Genomic DNA, 18,281 nt, shown 5'->3' with positions numbered 1-18,281 from the left:
CACGCGGCTCGACCGGTTATCCGGGCAGCCGGTCAGGCCGACTCGCGGACGATCAGCTCGGTGGGGAGCACCACGGGCTCGATGGCCTCGCCGGCGGCCAGCCGCAGCAGCAGCCGGGTCATCTGCCGGCCCAGCTGCACGATCGGCTGGCGGACGGTGGTCAGTGGCGGCTCGGTGTACGCGGCCGTCTCGATGTCGTCGAAGCCGATCACCGCCACGTCGTCGGGCACCCGCCGACCCGCCTCGCGCAGCGTCCGCAGGGCGGCGTGCGCCATCAGGTCGGAGGCGGCGAAGACGGCGTCCAGGTCGGGGTGCTCGGCGAGGAGCTGCCGCATCGCCGTCGCCCCGGACTCGCGGGTGAAGTCGCCGGTCGCCACCAGCTCCGGCAGGCCGGCCTCGGCAACCGTGTTCCGGTAGCCGGCGAGCCGCTCGATGCCGGCCACCATGTCCTGCGGGCCGGCGATGGTGGCGATCCGGCGGCGCCCGCTGTCGAGCAGGTGCCGCACCGCCGTGGCCACCCCGCCGACGTGGTCGACGTCGACGTAGGGCACGTCGGCGCCGTCGAGCGGGCGACCGCTGCACACGACGGGGATGCCCAGCCGGGCGAGCCGGCCGGGCAGCGGGTCCTCGCCGTGCAGCGAGGCGAAGAGCACCCCGTCGACGTGCCGGCCGGTGGTGTAGCGCTCGACCCGGTCGTGCCCGGCGGGCGAGCCGGCCAGCATCAGCACGAGCTGCTTGTCGGCCGCCTCCAGCTCCTGCGCCGCGCCCCGGATGATTCCGGGGAAGACCTGGTCGTCGGAGAAGACCCGGGTGGCGGCCTCCGGCAGCACCAGGGCGATCGAGTCGGTCCGCTGGGTGACCAGGCTGCGGGCGGCCAGGTTCGGCACGTACCCCAGCTCGGCCACCGCCCGGCGGACCGCGTCCCGGATGGGCTCGGCGACCGTCGTGGAGCCGTTCACCACCCGGGACACGGTTGCCCGCGAGACGCCCGCCCGCCGGGCCACCGCTTCCAGCGTCGGCCGCTGCGCCGTCGTCATCCCCGTTACCACCCTCGTCACAGCCCGTTCCGGGAGATCACCTCCTGGTACCACCGGGCGCTGGACTTCGGTGTGCGTCGCTGCGTCAGATAGTCGACGTGGATGATCCCGAACCGTCGACGGTAGCCCTCGGCCCACTCGAAGTTGTCCAGCAACGACCATACGAGATAGCCCCGGAGGTCCACTCCCCGGGAGATCGCCTCGTGCACGGCGCGCAGGTGCCCGTCGAGGTAGGCGATGCGGTCCGCGTCCACCACCCGCCCGGCGCCGTCGGCGTCGGCCTTGTCGGGGAACGCGGCGCCGTTCTCGGTGACCATCAGCGGCACGCCGGGGTAGTCCGTGGCGATGCGTTCCAGCAGCCGGGTCAGCCCGGCCGGTTCGATCATCCACCCCATGTCGGTCAGCGGCCCGGTCGGCGGGAGGAACTCCACCGCGCCCTCGGTGCCCGGCCAGGCGCTGCCGCCCGCGCCGTCCGGCCGGCCGGCGACGTAGGTGGGGGCGTAGTAGTTGATGCCGAGCAGGTCGATCGGGGCGGCGATCAGCTTCTCGTCGCCGTCGCGGACGAACGTCGGCTCGACGATGCGGGCCACGTGTTCCAGCACGTCGTCCGGGTAGGCCGCCCGCAGCAGGGGGTCGAGGAAGATCCGGTTGTGCAGGCCGTCGACCAGGCGCACCGCCGCCGCGTCCGCGGCGCTGTCCGGGTCGGCCGCGCGCACGTCGGCCGGGTTGACCGTGATCCCGACGGTCTGCGCGCCGGCCGCGCGCAGCGCGCGGGCCGCCAGGCCGTGCCCGAGCAGCAGATGGTGTACGGCGGTGAAGGCCGCCCCCGGGTCCTGCTCGCCGGGGGCGTGCACCCCGTTGCCGTAGCCGAGGTAGGCCGAGCACCACGGCTCGTTGAGCGTGGTCCAGGTGCGGATCCGGTCGCCGAGCCGGGTGTGCACCGCCGTGGCGTACGTGGCGAAGTGCTCGGCGGTCTCGCGGTTGGTCCAGCCGCCCCGGTCCTGGAGGGCCTGCGGCAGGTCCCAGTGGTAGAGCGTGACGATCGGGTCGATGCCCCGGGCCAGCAGCGCGTCGGTCAGCCGGTCGTAGAAGTCCAGGCCGCGCGGGTTGACCGGGCCGGTGCCGTCCGGCTGGATCCGGGGCCAGGCCACCGAGAAGCGGTACGCCCGCAGCCCCAGCTCCGCCATCAGCGCCACGTCGTCGGCGTACCGGTGGTAGTGGTCGCAGGCCACGTCGCCGGTGTGGCCGTGGTGGACCTTGCCCGGCGTACGGCTGAAGGTGTCCCAGATCGACGGGCCACGACCGTCGTCGGTGGCCGCGCCCTCGATCTGGTACGCGGCGGTGGCCGCACCCCAGACGAACTCGTCGGGGAATCGCAGAGTGCTCACGCCTTGACCGCACCTTCCATGATGCCGCCGATGATCTGGCGGCCGAACAGGACGAAGACCAGCAACAGCGGGAGGGTCGCGATGGCCGTTCCCGTGAACACCTGGGACATGTCCGTGTAGTAGCCGTCGGACAGGGTGCGCAGGGCCAGTTGCACGGTGGGGTTCTCCGGGTCGTTGAGGACAGCGTACGGCCAGAGGAAGTCGTTCCAGGTCGTCATGAACGTGAGCAGCCCCAGCACGGCGGCGGCCGGGCGCAGCGCCGGCAGCACGACGTTCCAGTAGATCCGCGCGGTGTTGCAGCCGTCCACCCGGGCCGCCTCGATCAGCTCGTTGCTGACCGCCTGGCCCGCGTACTGCCGCATCATGAACACCCCGAAGCCGGTGACCAGGGCCGGCACGATCACCGCCGGCAGCCGGTCGTTCCAGTTCAGCTTCGTCATCAGCAGGTAGAGCGGGATGACGCCGAGCTGGGTGGGCACCATCATCGTCGCGATGATCACCATGAGCAGCGCGTTGCGCCCCCGGAACCGCAGCTTGGCGAAGGCGAACCCGGCCAGCGTGGAGAAGAAGACCACCGAGACGGTGACCGTGGTCGCCACGATCGCCGAGTTGACCAGGCCGGCGACGAAGTACGCGTCGGTGTTGTCCAGCAGGCGGGACACGTTCGCGCCGAAGTTGCCGCCGGGGGTGACCGGGGGCGGCAGCTGGCCCATCGCGTCGTTGGAGCGGCTCGCCACCACGAACATCCAGTAGATCGGGAAGATCGACATGACCCCGGCGGCGATCAGCGCGGCGTAGGTGAGCCGGCTGGCGGACCAGAGGCGGTTCATCGCGCTCCCTCCTTCGACTTCGCGTCCGCCTTCGGGGGCTTCGTGCCGCCGAGCCGGCGCAGGAGCAGCACGTTGATCGCCGCGACGACCGCGATCAGCGCGAAGAGCAGCCACGCCACCGCCGAGCCGTACCCGAAGTTGTAGTGGGGCGCGAAGGCGTTCTCGAACATGTACATGGTCACGGTCTGCGACTCCCGTAGCGTCCCGCCCCGGATCGGGTTGGTGCCGGAGTGGAACAGCCGGGGCTCGGTGAAGAGCTGGAGCCCGCCGATGGTGGAGATGATGACGGTGAAGATGATCGTCGGCTTGAGCAGCGGCACGGTGATCGACCAGAACTGGCGGGCCCGGCCGGCCCCGTCGATGGCGGCCGACTCGTAGAGGTCGCGCGGGATGGCCTGCATCGCGGCCAGGAAGATCAGCGCGTTGTAGCCGGTCCACCGCCAGTCGACCATGGTGGAGATGGCCACCCAGGACGCGAACCGGTTGGACTTCCACTCGATCGCGTCGATCCCGACCAGGTCGAGCAGCCAGTTGACCATGCCGAACTCGCGGCCGAAGAGCACACCGAAGACGATCGCGACCGCCGCCGTCGACGTGATGTTCGGGATCAGCACCGCCATCCGGAACGTCGTCCGGGCCCGCAGCTGCCGGTTGAGCAGGTTGGCCAGCCAGAGCGCGGCCAGCAGCTGCGGGACGGTGGAGATGACGAAGATGCCGAGGGTGTTGACCACGGCGTGCCAGAAGTCGGCGTCCTCCAGCAGCCGGCTGTAGTTCTCCAGCCCGACGAACGGGTGGTTGCTGCCGAGCAGGTCCCAGTCGTGCAGGGAGACCCAGAAGGTGTAGATCAGCGGGTACGCCCCGAACACCCCGAAGAGCACGAAGAACGGGGCGATGAACAGGTAGGGCGAGTACTTCGTGTCGAGGCGGCTGAACCGCATCGTCGGTGGACGCCGACCGGTGCGGGGCGCCGGTGCGACCGGCGGGCGCGGGTCGAGCTGGACGGTCATGCCCGGACCACTCCTTTCCCGGGTGCGGGCGGGACCGGCGCCCCCGGCGCCCTCCCGCCCGCATCCCCGGCTCGGGCTACTTGGCGGCGGCCTTCTTCGCGTTGTTGACCGCGTCCGTCCAGCCCTGATCGGGCTTGCGCTGACCCAGCTCCACCGTCCGGACGGCGTTCTCGACCTCGGTGCGGACGGCCTGGTTCTTCGGCCCCATGTAGACGGGCTTCAGCGTCTTGGCGCCCTCGCCGAAGATCTGCCCGACGGGGGCGTCGGAGAAGTACGCGTTCTTGGCGTCGACGATCGCGGGGTCGGCCAGCGCCTGCGGCGAGGAGGGCAGCGGGCCCTTGGCCTTGAACGCCCCGATCTGGCCCTTGGCGCTGGTCAGGAACTTCGCCAGCTCGATGGCCTCGGCGCGGTGCTTGCTCTGCGTCGGCACGGCGAGCCAGGACCCGCCCCAGTTGCCGCCGTCGCCGGGCACCCGGGCGATGTCCCACTTGCCCTTGGCCTCGACGCCGGCGTTGCCCTCGATGACGCCCGTCATCCAGGCCGGGCAGGCGATTGTGGCGAACTTGGCCTGCTTGAAGGCCGACACCCACTCCTCGGACCAGGAGCCGTACTTGCCGGAGAGGCCGGAGTCGATGATGTCCATCGTGGTGTCCCAGGCCTGCCGGACCGCCGGGTTGCTGTCCACCACCAGGTTTCCGCTGGTGTCGTAGTAGTGGTAGCCCTGCGCGTTGCCGGCCGTCTGGAGCACGATCGTGTTGAAGATGTTGGTCGCGGCGTCCAGGAACGCGGCGCCGGTGTTCTTCGCCTTGAACTGCTCACCGACCTTGATGTACTCCTGCCAGGTCGGCCAGAGCTTCGACACCGCCTCGCGGTCGGTGGGCAGGCCGGCCTTGGCGAACAGGTCCTTGCGGTAGCACATGGCCATGCCGCCGACGTCGGTGCCCAGGCCGATCAGCTTGCCGTCCTGGGTCATCCCGCCCTTCCACTTCCACTCCAGGAAGTTGCCCTGGAGCTCGGCCCCGCCGTGGTCGAGCAGGTTGACGAAGTTGTCGGGGTTGGCCTTGTACTCGACCATCAACCCCTCTTCGATGGCGACGACGTCGCCCGCGCCCTTGCCGGCGGCGAGCCACTGGGTCAGCTTCGGCGAGTAGTCGTCGAGGTTGGTGCCCGTGCCACGCTCGACGATCTTCACGTTCGGGTGGCTGGCCATGTATTCCTTGTAGAGCTCTTCGTAGCCGAACTGGCTGAACACGTCCACGGTCAACGTGATCTTGCCGTCCTCGGCGGGTTCGTCGCCGGCGCAGCCGGCGGTGGCGAACAGCGCGGTGGCGGCGACGAGGGCCACCGCCGCCAGGCGGCGGCGCGGAAAGACACCCATATCGGTCGGACCCCTCTCAGGTCGTCTGAGGTGGTGAGGCAGGTGGTGGAGCAGAGCTGAGAGAGCGCTCTCACGACAGGGTGGTGGTTGGTCCCGCCCGGTGTCAAGAGAGCGCTCTCTGCCGGTTACCGGTGGGGCTGGACGCGAAGAGAGTGGCCGCCTGTGCCGGGCGGCCACTCTCTTCGTACGTGCGGTGGGATCGCGCGGAGCCCTCGGGGCCCGGCTCCGCGCGGCGGTGAATCAGCCGACGCGGAGGCCCTCCAGCAGGGTGCGGTCGCCGGCCACGTCCAGCGTGTCGAGGCCGACCCGGCCCCAGAGCGCCAGCAGCAGGTCGCTCGCGGTGCCGCTGACCTGCGCCCGGGCGTGGTGGTCGTCGTGGTCGAAGATGGTGGCCGTGTCGAGCAGGGCCACGCCCTCGCCGCGCAGCCGCAGGAACCACTCCTGCCCGGCGTCGACGGCGGAGATCTGCACCACCCCGCGCCACTGGCCGGCGGTGCGGCGCCGGCCGGCAGGCAGCCAGGTGTCCAGGATCTCGCTCACCCCGTCAGCGGCGAGCTTCGCCTCGATCGGCTCGCCCGCCGCGATGGCGAGTTGGGCGTCCCACCGGTGCACCGCGGTCTCGTGCGCCATCCGGCGCGGCCAGAAGCCCGCCCGCTTCGGCTGCGGCGCCCAGTTCCACGCCGGGGCCTCCGGGTCGAGGCCGTCGAAGAGGGTCATCAGCTGGTCGTACGCCTGCTGCCAGAGCTGGAGCGGGGCGACGCCCGGCTCCGGCTCGACCGGCTTCGACCCGCCGGGCGACGGGGTGGCCGCGCCCGTGCCCGCGAACGAGTGCACCCAGCGGTAGATCGAGGTGAGGTGCAGTGTCAGGTCGGCGACGGTCCAGCCGGGACAGGACAGCACCGGTGTCTCCGGCGGCGCCTCGGCCACGGCTGCGGCGAACGCCGGGCCCTCCGCCCGGAGCGCTCCCAGCCAGAAGTCCTTCGTTGCGTGCAGTCTGCTCATCGCCATCCTCCCGGGGGTGACCGGGCCACCAGTGGGCGCCGCGGCTACCCCTCAGCCTAGGGTGAAAGGCGTGTCAGACGTCTACGCCCAGCCGACAACCGGAACCGAACCCGCCACGACGTGCGACCTGGCGCGATACACCACTTTACGCCTGGGTGGCCCGGCCGGCCGCGTCGTCGCCGGCAACGACGCCGACGGGATCGTGCGGGCCGTGCGGGAGGCGGCCGGCCGAGACGAGCAGGTCCTGCTCCTCGCCGGGGGCAGCAACGTCGTGATCGGGGACGCAGGCTTCCCCGGCACCGTCGTCCTGGTGCGCTCCCGGGGCCTGCGGGTGGTCGCCGAGGACGCCGACACCGTCACCGTACGCGTCGAGGCCGGCGAACCCTGGGACGAGCTGGTCGCCACCACCGTCGCCAACGGCTGGTCCGGGCTGGAGTGCCTCTCCGGCATTCCCGGCTCGACCGGCGCCACCCCGATCCAGAACGTCGGCGCGTACGGCCAGGAGGTCGCCGAGACCATCACCGGCGTCGTGGTCCACGACCGGGTCGACGGGACCGTCGGGCGGATCGCCGCCGCCGACTGCGGCTTCGCGTACCGGTCCAGCATCTTCAAGTACAGCGACCGGTGGGTGGTGCTCTCCGTCGACTTCCGGCTCGCCCGCTCGCCGCTGTCCGGCCCCGTGCGCTACGCGGAACTGGCCCGGGCGCTCGGCGTGCAGGTGGGGGACCGGGTGCCGCTGGCCGACGCCCGCGCCACCGTCCTGCGGCTGCGCGCCGGCAAGGGCATGGTGCTCGACGCGGCCGACCCGGACACCCGCTCGGTCGGCTCGTTCTTCACCAACCCGGTGCTCGACGTCGCCGCGTACGAGCTGCTGCGGGAGTGCGCCGCCGACATCGGCGAGCCGCCCGCCTGGCCCGGCGCGGGTGACGTGGTGAAGGTCAGCGCCGCCTGGCTGATCGACAAGGCCGGCTTCGGCAAGGGCCACCCGGGGCCGGAGGGTGTCGCCATCTCCAGCAAGCACACCCTCGCCCTGACCAACCGCAGCGGCACCGCCAGCACCGCGTCCCTGGTCGAGCTGGCCCGGGAAATCCGCGACGGCGTCCACGACCGCTTCGGCGTCACCCTCCACCCCGAACCGATCCTCATCAACTGCACCATCTGACCCCGCCTCCCCGCCGACGAGGTCAGGTGGGGGCGATCGCGGGCCAGGGGAGGGTGAGTTCGCCGTGGCGCCAGCGGCGGGGGCCGTCCAGGATCGGCCAGCCCGTCTCGCGGATCGCGGAGACCGCGCGCAGCCAGCGTTGGCGCGGGCCGTACGGGGCGTAGCCGGCGGCGGCGTGCCAGGCGTCGTCGAGCGCGCGGATCAGGTCGTGGATCCGCTCGCCGGGCACGTTGCGGTGGATCAGCGCCTTGGGCAGCCGTTCGGCCAGCTCCGCCGGGGTGTCCAGAGTGGTGAGCTTCGCGGCGAGGGTGAGCGTACGGGGGCCGTCGGCGTCGACCAGCAGCCAGCCGCCGAGCCGCCCCAACTCGTCGCAGGTGCCCTCGACCAGCAGCCCGCCCGGGGCCAGCCCGGCGGTCATGGTGCGCCAGGCGTCGGCGACCTCGCGCTCGTCGTACTGGCGCAGGACGTTGAACGCGCGGACCAGGGCGGGCCGCAGCCCGGCCAGCTCGAACCCGCCCCGGGCGAAGGTGAGCCGGGGCGGGTCGGCGGACGGCTGGGCGGCGGCGACGCGTACCGGATCGATCTCCAGCCCGACGACCCGCACGTCGGGGCGGACCGCGGTGGCGAGCCGGGCGCGCAGCTCGACGGCGGTCACCGGGCTGGCGCCGTAGCCGAGGTCCACCACCAGCGGGTCGGCCGCCTCGCGCAGCGCCTCGCCGCAGGTCTCGACGATCCAGTTGTCCACCCGGCGGAGCCGGTTCGGGTTCGTCGTCCCCCGGGTCACCACGCCGAGTGGCCGGCGCCGCGCCGTGCCCGCCATCTCCGCGACCGTCCGGGCCGGCTCAGCCGACCCGGTGCACCTTGTGCTGGGCGGCCTGCGCCAGCGGGCGTACGACGAGGCGGTCCACGTTGACGTGCTGCGGGCGCGTCGCGCACCAGGCGATGCAGTCGGCGACGTCCTCGGCGACCAGCGGCTCGGCGACCCCGGCGTAGACGGCCGCCGCCCGCTCGGCGTCGCCCGCGAAGCGGACCAGCCCGAACTCGTCCGTCCGGACCATGCCGGGGTCGATCTCGATCACGCGCACCGGTCGGCCGCACAGTTCCAGCCGCAGCGTGCCGGCGATCGCCGTCTGCGCGTGCTTCGCGGCGGCGTAGCCGCCTCCGCCCTCGTACACGGTGAAGCCGGCGGTCGAGGAGACGACCACGATGGTGCCGGCCCCGGACGCCTCCAGCGCGGGCAGCAGCGCCTGGGTGACGCGCAGCGTGCCGAGCACGTTCACGTCGTACATCCACTGCCAGTCGCCGACCGACCCGGACTCGACCGGGTCCAGGCCGCGCGCGCCGCCGGCGTTGTTGACCAGGAGGGCGACCGGACCCAGGGCCGCCGCCGCCCCGGCCAGGCCGGCCACCGACTCGTCGGAGGTGACGTCGCAGGCCACGGCGGTGGCCGCGCCCCCCGCAGCCTCGATCTCGGCCACCAGGGCGGCCAACCGGTCGGTACGCCGCGCGGCGGCGAGGACGTGGAATCCCTCGGCGGCGAGCCGGCGGGCGGTGGCCGCACCGATCCCGCTGGACGCTCCGGTGACGACGGCGACAGAGGTCATCCGGCCATTCTCCCCCGGGCCCCCGGGCGGGTGCCGGGGGGAGCGGTGATGAGGTCCGTCACGCCCGGGCGCCGTCCCGGCGCATTAGGGGTGCCCGATGGGGAAGATGACATCGGCCGGGGACGTTGTCCGAAGGGCGCCGGGCGTGCGGACGGCATAAACCGTGACAAAGGGAGCGGACGTGGCGGAGTTGCACACCGGTGTGGGTCGTCAGCGCGGTGCGCGCCCGTGGCCCCGCCCCCGGCGGATCGCGACGCTCTCGGTACACACCTCGCCCCTGCACCAGCCGGGCACCGGCGACGCCGGCGGCATGAACGTCTACATTCTGGAGGTCGCCCGGCGGCTGGCCGAGGCGGGCGTCGAGGTGGAGATCTTCACCCGGGCCACCTCCGGCGATCTCCCCCCGGTGGTCGAGACGGCGCCCGGGGTGCACGTCCGGCACGTCACCTCCGGCCCCCTCGAAGGGCTCACCAAGGAGGAGCTGCCGGGGCAGCTCTGCGCCTTCACCGCCGGCGTGCTGCGCGCCGAGGCGTCCCGGCCCCCGGGCCACTACGACCTGATCCACTCCCACTACTGGCTCTCCGGCCAGGTCGGCTGGCTGGCCAAGGAGCGCTGGGGCGTGCCGCTGGTGCACACCGCGCACACGCTGGCGAAGGTCAAGAACGCCCAGCTCGCCGCCGGGGACCGGCCCGAGCCGAAGGCCCGCGTCATCGGCGAGGAACAGGTGGTCACCGAGGCCGACCGGCTGGTCGCGAACACGGCGGTCGAGGCCCGTGACCTGATCGACCGGTACGACGCCGACCCGGCCCGCGTCGCCGTGGTCGAGCCCGGCGTGGACCTGGACCGGTTCCGCCCGGCCCCGGGGAACCGCGACCGGGTCGCCGTCGAGGCCCGCCGCCGGCTCGGGCTGCCCGCCACCGGGTACGTGGTGGCCTTCGTCGGCCGCATCCAGCCGCTGAAGGCCCCGGACGTGCTCATCCGCGCGGTGGCCGCGCTGCGCGAGCGCGACCCGGTGCTCGCCGACGAGGTGACCGTGGTGATCTGCGGGGGCCCCAGCGGCAGCGGCCTGGACCGGCCGACCGCCCTCATGGAGCTGGCCGGCACGCTCGGCGTCGCCGACCGGGTGTGCTTCCTGCCCCCGCAGACCGGAGACGACCTGCCCGCCCTGTACCGGGCCGCCGACCTGGTCGCGGTGCCGTCGTACAACGAGTCCTTCGGCCTGGTCGCGCTGGAGGCGCAGGCCTGCGGTACGCCGGTGGTGGCCGCCGCCGTCGGCGGCCTGGTGACCGCCGTGCGGGACCAGGTCAGCGGCGTGCTGATCGACGGCCACGACCCGGCCGACTGGGCCCGTACGCTCGGGCGCCTGCTGCCGGACCGGCTCCACCGCGCCGACCTGGCCCGGGGCGCCGCCCGGCACGCCCGCAACTTCTCCTGGCACCGCACCGCCTCCGGGCTGCTCACCGTCTACGGCGAGGCGATCGCCGCGCATCGGGCCCGGCTCGCCTCCGAGCTGGCCTGCGGCCCGGCGATGTCCTGCTCCTGGTGACCGTTCGCGCGCCAACCACCACCTGCCGTCGCGCCATACCGCCGGCCCGCTGTTGTCCCGGCCGCCGGCCCGCTGTCGTGCCGGCCTCCGGTCCTCGTCGTGCCAACCTTCGGTCCTCGTCGTGCCGGCCTCCGGTCCTCGTCGTGCCGGTCGTCGTCGTCCGGTGCCGGGGCGGTGCCGGCCGTAGAGTGGATCCGATGAGCGGGAAGAGTGATCTTGCGGCCCTGATCGAGTCGGTCTGCGACGAGCGGGAGCTGGCCTGGGAGTCGACCGGCCCGGGCTCGTACGCGGTCACGCTGCCGGGGACCCACAAGCTGAAGACGATCTGCAACCTCATCGTCGGTGAGCACGCGCTGCGGATCGAGGCGTTCGTGATGCGCCAGCCGGACGAGCGGCGCGAGGAGCTGTGGGCTTGGCTGTTGCAGCGCAACGCCCGCATGTACGGCGTGTCGTTCTCCGTCGACGCGGTCGGCGACGTCTACCTGACCGGTCGCGTCAACCCGGCCGGAATCGACGCCGACGAGCTGGACCGGCTGCTGGGCGCGGTGCTGACGTACGCCGACGAGTCCTTCGACACGATGCTGGAGATCGGCTTCGGCAGCTCGATCCGGCGGGAGTGGGAGTGGCGGGTCAAGCGGGGCGAGTCCACCGCCAACCTCGCGGCGTTCGCTCACCTCTTCGAGCCGTCCCCGGGCGCGGCCGGGCCGTCGGGCGCGGCCGGGCCGTCGGGCGCGACCGGGTAGTTGGGGCGCCGTCGGGTAGTTGGGGCCGTCGGGCGCGGCCGAGCAGTCAGGGTGCGGTCGGGCGTCGGGTGCGGCCGGGCCGTCGGGTGTCGCCGGGCCGTCGGGTGTCGCCGGGCCGTCGGGTGCGGCCGAGCCGTCGGGTGCGGCCGGGCCGACCGGGGGTGCCGCGGACGACGCCTCGGGCATGAGTGCCCCTCTCGGAGGTTCGGACCGGTCCTGACGGGTATGCCGCACCGCGCGGTGCGGCACTGGGACCCGCCGCGCGCCGAGGACCAACTGTCTAGGAGCGTGAGCGTCCCATGGCTCAGCGGAACAGCTCAGGTCGCGGCGGGACTGCGACCAGGACGAAACGGCAGCCGGGCAACCAGACCCCGAACACCCCGACGATCTCCGAGTCCGAGATCTCCCGGATGAAGGTGGACGAGATCCGGGGACAGCTGCGCAAGCGCGGAGTCTCCGGTATCTCCGCCCTGCGCAAGCCGGATCTGGTGAAGACCCTGGCGAAGACCCTGCGGGCGGAGCGTCCCTCGGGCGGTGCCGCACGTCGCAGCACCGGGCCCGCCGGTCGGGCGACGGGGACGCGGGCGTCCGCCGGACGGGCCGCCGCCACGAAGAAGGCGGCGTCGGGCCGGGCGGCGAACAAGGCCGCCCCGGGCCGGGCGCAGGCCGCGAACAAGGCCGCCCCGGCGAAGAAGGCGGCGGCGAAGAAGACGGCGGCGGCGAAGGCTCCAGCGGCGAAGAAGACAGCGGCGGCGAAGAAGGCCCCGGCCAGGAAGGCCGCCGCGAAGGCGGCCCCGGCGAAGAAGACCACGTCGGCGGCCCGGAAGTCCACGGCGCCCCGCGCGTCGGCGCGGGCGGGCACGGCGACCGGCGGTACGGCGACCGGCGTCCGGACCGGGCGGAGCACCTCGCGGTCAGTACGTTCCTCGCAGCTCATCTCGTCCACCGCCGACCGCCCGGAGCGCCCCGGCCGCAGCCTGGTGACCACCAACCACGACGTGATCCGGAACTGGGCGCGGGAGCGCGGCGCCAAGCCGGCCACGATCGCGGGCACCGAGCGGGAGGGGCGGGCCGGCGTGCTCACCTTCAACATGCCCGGTTACCGCGAGAGCAGCCGGGTACGCGAGATCACCTGGGACGAGTGGTTCCGGACCTTCGACGAGCGGAAGCTGAACCTGATTTACCAGGAGCAGCTCCGCGACGGCCGGCCGAGCAACTTCTTCCGTACGGAATCGCCCGATCGTGAGGACGCCTGACGTGTTTGGGGGAATGGCCCACGGGTAAGCGCTGTTGGCCAACACCGAGGCCCGAGGTGGCGGCAGTTCCGGTGGGACCCGGAGCTGTGACCGGCGAGACAGCCCAACCAGGTTGTCTTCGTAATCCCGGGCGAACTAACTTTATTGCACCGCGCCACGCTTGGAACCGTTCGGGGGAGCGGTGGATCGATCAGATCCGTGCACCGAGTGAGGCGCAGGGGACGGGTGGAACAACACCGTTGGGGGACGGTGGCCACCTGTTTGGACCGGCGGCGCGAGCGGGCGACGCCTACGGGGGTGGGCTTCGCCCGCCGCCGCCGGTCATACGGTGCGGACGCCCATCGCGATCACGAGTCGCGATGGGCGTTCTGCTGTCCCCCTCAACCACCCCACCCCACCCCCGCCCCGCACCCTGTGCCTGGGCGCTGCCCGACCGCCGCCGCCCGTCAGGCCTCCTCTCCCGGGCCCACCCGCCCGCCTGCCTCCCTCGGCCGCTCACGGCCTCCGTTGACCATGGGGTTGACGGCGATGCCGATCTCTCCGGGCGCCGCCAATCCCATGATCACCGCACCGGGGCCGGGGACGAGGTCGGGGTGGGGGGAGGTGGGAGGGGGGTGGAGAGTTGGCGGAGGGCGGCGACGCGGCGTTCGCGGGGTGGGCCGGCGAGCAGGTGGCAGCCGGCGGCCAGCAGTCCGAGCCCGCCGACGATGAGCCAGTGCCGGTCCCCGAGGTACTGCAGGCTGACCCCGCCCAGGGTGGGTGCCACGAACGACGCCGCCGGGAAGGCCAGGTAGAACACCGACTGATAGCGGGCCCGCAGCTCGAGCGGGGCGAGGTCGGCGTTGATCTGCGCGTTGGGCGGCGCGGCGAGCATCTGGCCGACCGTCCAGACCACCGCCGCGGCCAGATAGACGACCACGTCGTCGGCGAACGCGAGGGTGGCGAAGCCGAGCGCCAGAAGCGCGGTGGAGACGGCCAGGACGCGGTCCTTGCGGTGCCGTTCGATCAGCCGCGGCACGAAGAGCTGCCCGAGCACGATCAGGACTCCGCCGAGCGCCACCACCGCGCCGTACGCCGACGGGCGCAGGCCGTCCGACCGCATCGCGAGGGGCATGATCGTCGACGTCTGCATGGTCAGTACGGCCAACACGAAGGTCAGGCCCACGAAGGTGAGGAAGGTGCGGTCGGTCAGCGCCGTGTGCAGCCCCGGCTGCCTCGGCCGCCCCGCCCGCCCCAGCCCCGCCCGCCCCTTGCCCCGTCGCCCTGTCGGCCGCACCGACCCTGCCGGCAGCCCCCGTCCCGCCTCCGTCAACCGCCCCCGGCCCGCCTCCGCCTGCCGCCCGACCTGCGCCTGCCGTCCGACCTCCGTCTGCCGCGCGACCTCCGCTGGCCGCCCCTGTCCCGCCTCCGCCTGCCGTCCGACCTCCGCCCGCCGCGGCGCCGCTCCGCCGCCGCCGACCGGTGCCGGCCGAAGATCTTGGACACTTGCCGTCCGGTCGGAACGGGAAGTGTCCAAGATCGGTGCAGGCGTGGCGGCGCGGCGGGGGAGCGTCTCCGGGACCTTCCAGGCGATGACCGCCGCCGCGAGGACGGTGGCGGCGGCGTCCACCAGGAAGAGCGCGACGAAGCTCGCCTCGGCGAGCAGGCCGGCCAGCAGCGAGGCGACGGCCATGCCCAGGTTGAACGCCCAGAACTGGAGGTTGAAGGCCCGGGAGCGCCGCCGTTCGGGCACCACGTCGACGATCGCCGCCACGAAGGCGGGGCTGGGCATCGAGTGCGCCACCCCGACCAGCGCGGCGAGCGCCGCGATCATCACCAGGTGCCGGCTGAAGGCCAGCCCGACCATCAGCGCGGCGGTGGCCAGGTGGGCGGCGAGCAGGGTGGACCGCCGGCCCCACCGGTCGGCCAGCACCCCGCCGAGCAGCACGCCACCCGCCCCGCCCAGCCCGTACGCCCCGACGACCGTCCCGGTGAGCGCCTCGCTCACGCCCCGCGCCTCGGTCAGATAGAGCGACAGGAAGAGCATCGCGAAGGCGCCGGCCCGGTTGATCAGCAGGCCGGCCCAGAGGTACCAGAAGGTGGCGGGGAGCCCGCCCGCGGTGTCGTCCAGCCAGCGGCGCAGGGCCCGCACCCGTCCTCCCGACAGTTCTGTTTCCTAACCGAAGCGCCCTCGACCGTAGGAAGCGGAGGGCTGCCGCGCCAGGGTGTCGCTGGTCACCGCGCTCCCGTCGGCTCCGTCGCCCGCCCCTTGCCCTTGTCCGGCAGGCCGTCGCCCCACGCCGGACCGCCCGGCTCGGCGGGGGCCGCCCGCTCCGGGTTCTTCTCCGGCAGGCCGTCGCCCGGCACCGGACCGAGCGGCTCGGCGGGGGCCGTCGCCGCCGCCTCGGCCGCCTGCGGGGCGGGCGGCCGGATCGCCACCACCGGCACGACGGGACCGGTGGCCGCCCGCAGCAGCGTGGCCCGCCGCTCCCGGGTCGGGCCGGAGATCAGGTGGGCGAGCGCCATCAGCCCGCCGATGGCGGCGCAGCCGAACCAGAGCTGGGCGTTGCCGGCCTGCTCCCGGACCAGGCCGCCGAGCACCGGCGCGACCGCGGCGGCGCCCTGCCAGGAGAGCGAGAAGACGCCCTGGTAGCGGCCGCGCAGCTCGGCGGGGGAGAGCTCGGCGATCAGGGTGGCGTTGGACGGCGAGTTGAGCATCTCGCCGACCGTCCAGATCAGCACGGTCAGGCCGTAGAACCAGGCGGTGTCGGCGAAGGCGGTGAGCCCGAACCCGACGCCCATCACCACCGACGCCAGGGCGAGCACGTGCGACCGGCTCCGGCCCCTGATCAGCCGGGGTACGAAGAGCTGGCCGACCACGATCAGCACCCCGTTGAGCGCGATCACGGAGCCGTAGGTGGTGGGGCTGAGGCCGGAGTCGCCCATCGCGATCGGCAGCATCGAGATGTGCTGGAGGAAGACCAGCGCGGCGAACAGGTTGAGCGTCACGAAGCCGAGGAAGACCCGGTCGCGCAGGATGGTGCGCAGCGCCCCGACCGGAGCGCCGGCGCCCTTGTGGCCGCCCCCGCCCGCGGGGGCCCGCCGGGTCTCGCCGACCTTGGCGAAGATGATCAGCGCGGTGATCACGGTGGTGGTCGCGTCGACCACGAAGAGCAGCAGGAAGCCGGCCTCGGCGGCGAGGCCGGCGAGGATCGCCGCGCTGGCGAAGCCGAGGTTGATCGCCCAGTAGTTCAGCGAGAAGGCCCGCAGCCGGTCCTTCTCCGGCACCACGTCGATCACCATCGCGCCGAACGCGGGCCGGGCGGCCTCGGCGAACATGCCGAGCAGCAGGGCGCCGAGCGCCACGGCCCACAGTTCCCGGGCGAAGCCGAGGGCGAGCATCATGGCCGCCGCGCCGAGGTGCGCGGTGAGCAGGGTCGGCCGGCGGCCCCAGCGGTCGCTCAGCGTGCCGCCGGCGGTGGTGCCGAGCGCGCCGCCGACGCCCCACAGGCCGAGCACCAGCCCCGCCTGCGACGCGGAGAAGCCGCGCTCCTGCGTCAGGTAGATGGCCAGGAAGACCAGGACGAACGAGCCGAGCCGGTTGATCAGGGTGCCCGCCCACAGGTACCAGAAGGTGACCGGCAGGCCGCCGGTGGTGTCCCGGAACCAACCCCGCATCGTCCGCACGCCGGCGCCCCCGCCTCGTAATGACCGCCCTGATTATTGCGCCTTACAACCTAGTGCCGGGCCGGATGTCCGGGCAGCGCTTTTTCCACGTGGTGGTCGTCACGACCACCGCCCGCGCGTCGCCTGGGGACGTGCGGCAGGATGATCGGCATGACTGCTAGCGAGGGGCCCACCGTCGGGACGCTGGTCCTGCTGCGGCACGGCGAGAGCGACTGGAACGCCAAGAACCTCTTCACCGGCTGGGTCGACGTCGACCTGACCGAGAAGGGCGAGAACGAGGCGCGCCGCGGCGGCGAACTGCTGCGCGAGCACGACCTGCTGCCGGACGTGGTGCACACCAGCGTGATGCGCCGCGCGATCCGCACCGCCGAGCTGGCGCTCAACGCCGCCGACCGGCACTGGATCGCCGTGCGCCGGTCGTGGCGGCTCAACGAGCGGCACTACGGTGCCCTCCAGGGCAAGAACAAGAAGCAGACCCTGGAGGAGTACGGCGAGGAGCAGTTCATGCTCTGGCGCCGCTCGTACGACACCCCGCCGCCGCCGATCGCGGACGACGACGAGTTCTCGCAGGTCGGCGATCCGCGTTACGCGCTGCTGCCGAGCGAGCTGATGCCCCGCACCGAGTGCCTCAAGGACGTCGTCGGGCGGATGCTGCCGTACTGGTACGACTCGATCGTGCCGGACATCCTGGCCGGCCGTACGGTGCTGGTGGCCGCGCACGGCAACTCGTTGCGTGCCCTGGTCAAGCACCTGGACCAGATCTCGGACGAGGCGATCGCCAAGCTGAACATCCCCACGGGCATCCCGCTGCGCTACGACCTGGACCCGCAGCTGCGCCCGCTCACGCTGGGCGGCACGTACCTGGACCCGGCCGCCGCCAAGGCGGCCGCCGCCGCCGTGGCCAACCAGGGTCGCTGACCCCCGAGCACGAGGAAGGGTCCCTCCCGGCGCGCCGCCCGGGGAGGGACCCTTCCGTGCGTCTCAGCTCGCCGAGGGCGTGGTCTGCCCGGTGATCAGGTAGACCACGTGTTCGCCGGCGTTGACGGCGTGGTCGGCGAAGCGCTCGTAGAAGCGGCCGAGCAGGGTGGCGTCGATGGCGGTCTCCACCCCGTACGGCCAGTCCTCGCCGAGCAGCAGCCCGAACAGGCTCCGGTGCAGGTCGTCCATGGCGTCGTCGTCGCCGTCGAGTTCGGCGGCGAGGTCGGCGTCGGGCTTGGCGAGCACCGAGCCGATCTTGATGGCCATCCGGTCGGCGATGGCGGCCATGTCGGTGAAGGTCGGCCGCAGCTCCGCCGGAACGGCCGGCGAGGGGTGCCGGCGCAGGGCGGTCTTGGCGACGTGGTCGGCCAGGTCGCCCATCCGCTCCAGGTCGGCCGCGACGTGCAGCGCGGTGATCATCGCGCGCAGGTCGGAGGCGACCGGGGCCTGCCGGGCGAGCAGGTCGCAGACCCGCTCCTCGACGTGCCGGTAGAGCTCGTCGATCTCGGCGTCCCGCTCGATCACCGTCTCGGCCGCCCGGCGGTCCGCGGTGAGCAGGGCGTGGGTGGCCTGCCGCATCGCGGCCCGGACCCCTTCCGCCATGTCCACCAGCAGTTGGCTGACGATCTGCAGGTCAGCCCGGAACTCGTCGCGCATTGTCACGTCCTGTGGTCGGTGGTCGCC

General features: G+C 73.1%; 15 protein-coding genes and 1 pseudogene. 5 read left to right on the top strand and 11 right to left on the bottom strand.

Features of this window, described 5'->3' with window-relative positions; all coding sequences use genetic code 11:
* Nucleotides 1-32 precede the first annotated feature (32 nt).
* The 6 genes from DER29_RS24790 to DER29_RS24765 form a co-directional block, all read right to left on the bottom strand.
* Nucleotides 33-1,037, bottom strand: a complete 1,005-nt coding sequence (locus DER29_RS24790; RefSeq protein WP_121400011.1) for a LacI family DNA-binding transcriptional regulator — start codon at nt 1,035-1,037, stop codon at nt 33-35.
* Nucleotides 1,038-1,054: 17 nt separating this feature from the next.
* Nucleotides 1,055-2,425 (bottom strand): GH1 family beta-glucosidase, encoded by a 1,371-nt coding sequence (locus DER29_RS24785; protein WP_121400010.1) that lies wholly within the window; start codon nt 2,423-2,425, stop codon nt 1,055-1,057.
* Nucleotides 2,422-3,255 carry a carbohydrate ABC transporter permease gene (locus DER29_RS24780; RefSeq protein ID WP_121400009.1) on the bottom strand — a complete coding sequence of 278 codons (834 nt, stop codon included), beginning with the start codon at nt 3,253-3,255 and terminating at the stop codon, nt 2,422-2,424. The genes DER29_RS24785 and DER29_RS24780 overlap by 4 nt, the downstream gene beginning before the upstream one ends.
* Nucleotides 3,252-4,262: a carbohydrate ABC transporter permease gene (locus tag DER29_RS24775; RefSeq protein ID WP_121400008.1), complete on the bottom strand. Its 1,011-nt coding sequence runs from the start codon at nt 4,260-4,262 to the stop codon at nt 3,252-3,254. Before DER29_RS24775 ends, DER29_RS24780 begins: the two co-directional genes overlap by 4 nt.
* A 76-nt stretch (nt 4,263-4,338) precedes the next feature.
* On the bottom strand, nt 4,339-5,640 hold the full coding sequence (locus DER29_RS24770) for an ABC transporter substrate-binding protein (protein ID WP_121400007.1): 1,302 nt from the start codon (nt 5,638-5,640) through the stop codon (nt 4,339-4,341).
* A gap of 240 nt (nt 5,641-5,880) precedes the next feature.
* Nucleotides 5,881-6,642 carry a maleylpyruvate isomerase family mycothiol-dependent enzyme gene (locus DER29_RS24765; protein ID WP_121400006.1) on the bottom strand — a complete coding sequence of 254 codons (762 nt, stop codon included), beginning with the start codon at nt 6,640-6,642 and terminating at the stop codon, nt 5,881-5,883.
* 70 nt (nt 6,643-6,712) lie between these two features.
* On the opposite strand from DER29_RS24765, the gene DER29_RS24760 reads away from it, so the two are divergent.
* Nucleotides 6,713-7,804: a UDP-N-acetylmuramate dehydrogenase gene (locus DER29_RS24760; protein WP_121400005.1), complete on the top strand. Its 1,092-nt coding sequence runs from the start codon at nt 6,713-6,715 to the stop codon at nt 7,802-7,804.
* A gap of 22 nt (nt 7,805-7,826) precedes the next feature.
* Here DER29_RS24760 and DER29_RS24755 read toward each other — a convergent pair whose 3' ends face one another.
* Together DER29_RS24755 and DER29_RS24750 are read right to left on the bottom strand one after the other, a co-directional pair.
* The gene (locus DER29_RS24755; RefSeq protein WP_121400004.1) at nt 7,827-8,624 is read right to left on the bottom strand and encodes a class I SAM-dependent methyltransferase; all 798 of its coding nucleotides are present in this window, start codon (nt 8,622-8,624) and stop codon (nt 7,827-7,829) included.
* Between the two features lie 22 nt (nt 8,625-8,646).
* Nucleotides 8,647-9,408, bottom strand: coding sequence for an SDR family NAD(P)-dependent oxidoreductase (locus tag DER29_RS24750; protein ID WP_121400003.1), 762 nt, complete (start codon nt 9,406-9,408; stop codon nt 8,647-8,649).
* A 181-nt stretch (nt 9,409-9,589) separates the two neighbouring features.
* Between DER29_RS24750 and mshA the strand changes: the two genes are divergently transcribed.
* From mshA to DER29_RS24735, 3 genes are all read left to right on the top strand, one after another.
* Nucleotides 9,590-10,954 carry a D-inositol-3-phosphate glycosyltransferase gene (gene mshA / locus DER29_RS24745; RefSeq protein ID WP_121400002.1) on the top strand — a complete coding sequence of 455 codons (1,365 nt, stop codon included), beginning with the start codon at nt 9,590-9,592 and terminating at the stop codon, nt 10,952-10,954.
* Nucleotides 10,955-11,151: 197 nt separating this feature from the next.
* Nucleotides 11,152-11,697: a YbjN domain-containing protein gene (locus DER29_RS24740; RefSeq protein ID WP_121400001.1), complete on the top strand. Its 546-nt coding sequence runs from the start codon at nt 11,152-11,154 to the stop codon at nt 11,695-11,697.
* A 299-nt stretch (nt 11,698-11,996) separates the two neighbouring features.
* The gene (locus DER29_RS24735) at nt 11,997-12,953 is read left to right on the top strand and encodes a hypothetical protein (protein WP_121400000.1); all 957 of its coding nucleotides are present in this window, start codon (nt 11,997-11,999) and stop codon (nt 12,951-12,953) included.
* A 562-nt stretch (nt 12,954-13,515) separates the two neighbouring features.
* On the opposite strand, the gene DER29_RS35555 is transcribed toward DER29_RS24735, so the two are convergent.
* Both DER29_RS35555 and DER29_RS24720 read right to left on the bottom strand, forming a co-directional pair.
* Nucleotides 13,516-15,084: an MFS transporter gene (locus tag DER29_RS35555; RefSeq protein ID WP_233600127.1), complete on the bottom strand. Its 1,569-nt coding sequence runs from the start codon at nt 15,082-15,084 to the stop codon at nt 13,516-13,518.
* A 221-nt stretch (nt 15,085-15,305) separates the two neighbouring features.
* Nucleotides 15,306-16,619 (bottom strand): annotated as a pseudogene (locus DER29_RS24720) (MDR family MFS transporter); the annotation flags it as partial.
* A 150-nt stretch (nt 16,620-16,769) separates the two neighbouring features.
* On the opposite strand from DER29_RS24720, the gene DER29_RS24715 reads away from it, so the two are divergent.
* Nucleotides 16,770-17,537, top strand: a complete 768-nt coding sequence (locus DER29_RS24715; protein ID WP_121400171.1) for a phosphoglyceromutase — start codon at nt 16,770-16,772, stop codon at nt 17,535-17,537.
* 63 nt (nt 17,538-17,600) lie between these two features.
* Here DER29_RS24715 and phoU read toward each other — a convergent pair whose 3' ends face one another.
* Nucleotides 17,601-18,254, bottom strand: a complete 654-nt coding sequence (gene phoU, locus DER29_RS24710) for a phosphate signaling complex protein PhoU (RefSeq protein ID WP_121399998.1) — start codon at nt 18,252-18,254, stop codon at nt 17,601-17,603.
* Nucleotides 18,255-18,281 lie beyond the last annotated feature (27 nt).

Source organism: Micromonospora sp. M71_S20 (assembly GCF_003664255.1).
Lineage (GTDB): Bacteria > Actinomycetota > Actinomycetes > Mycobacteriales > Micromonosporaceae > Micromonospora.
This window is presented reverse-complemented; position numbering and strand designations above follow the sequence as displayed.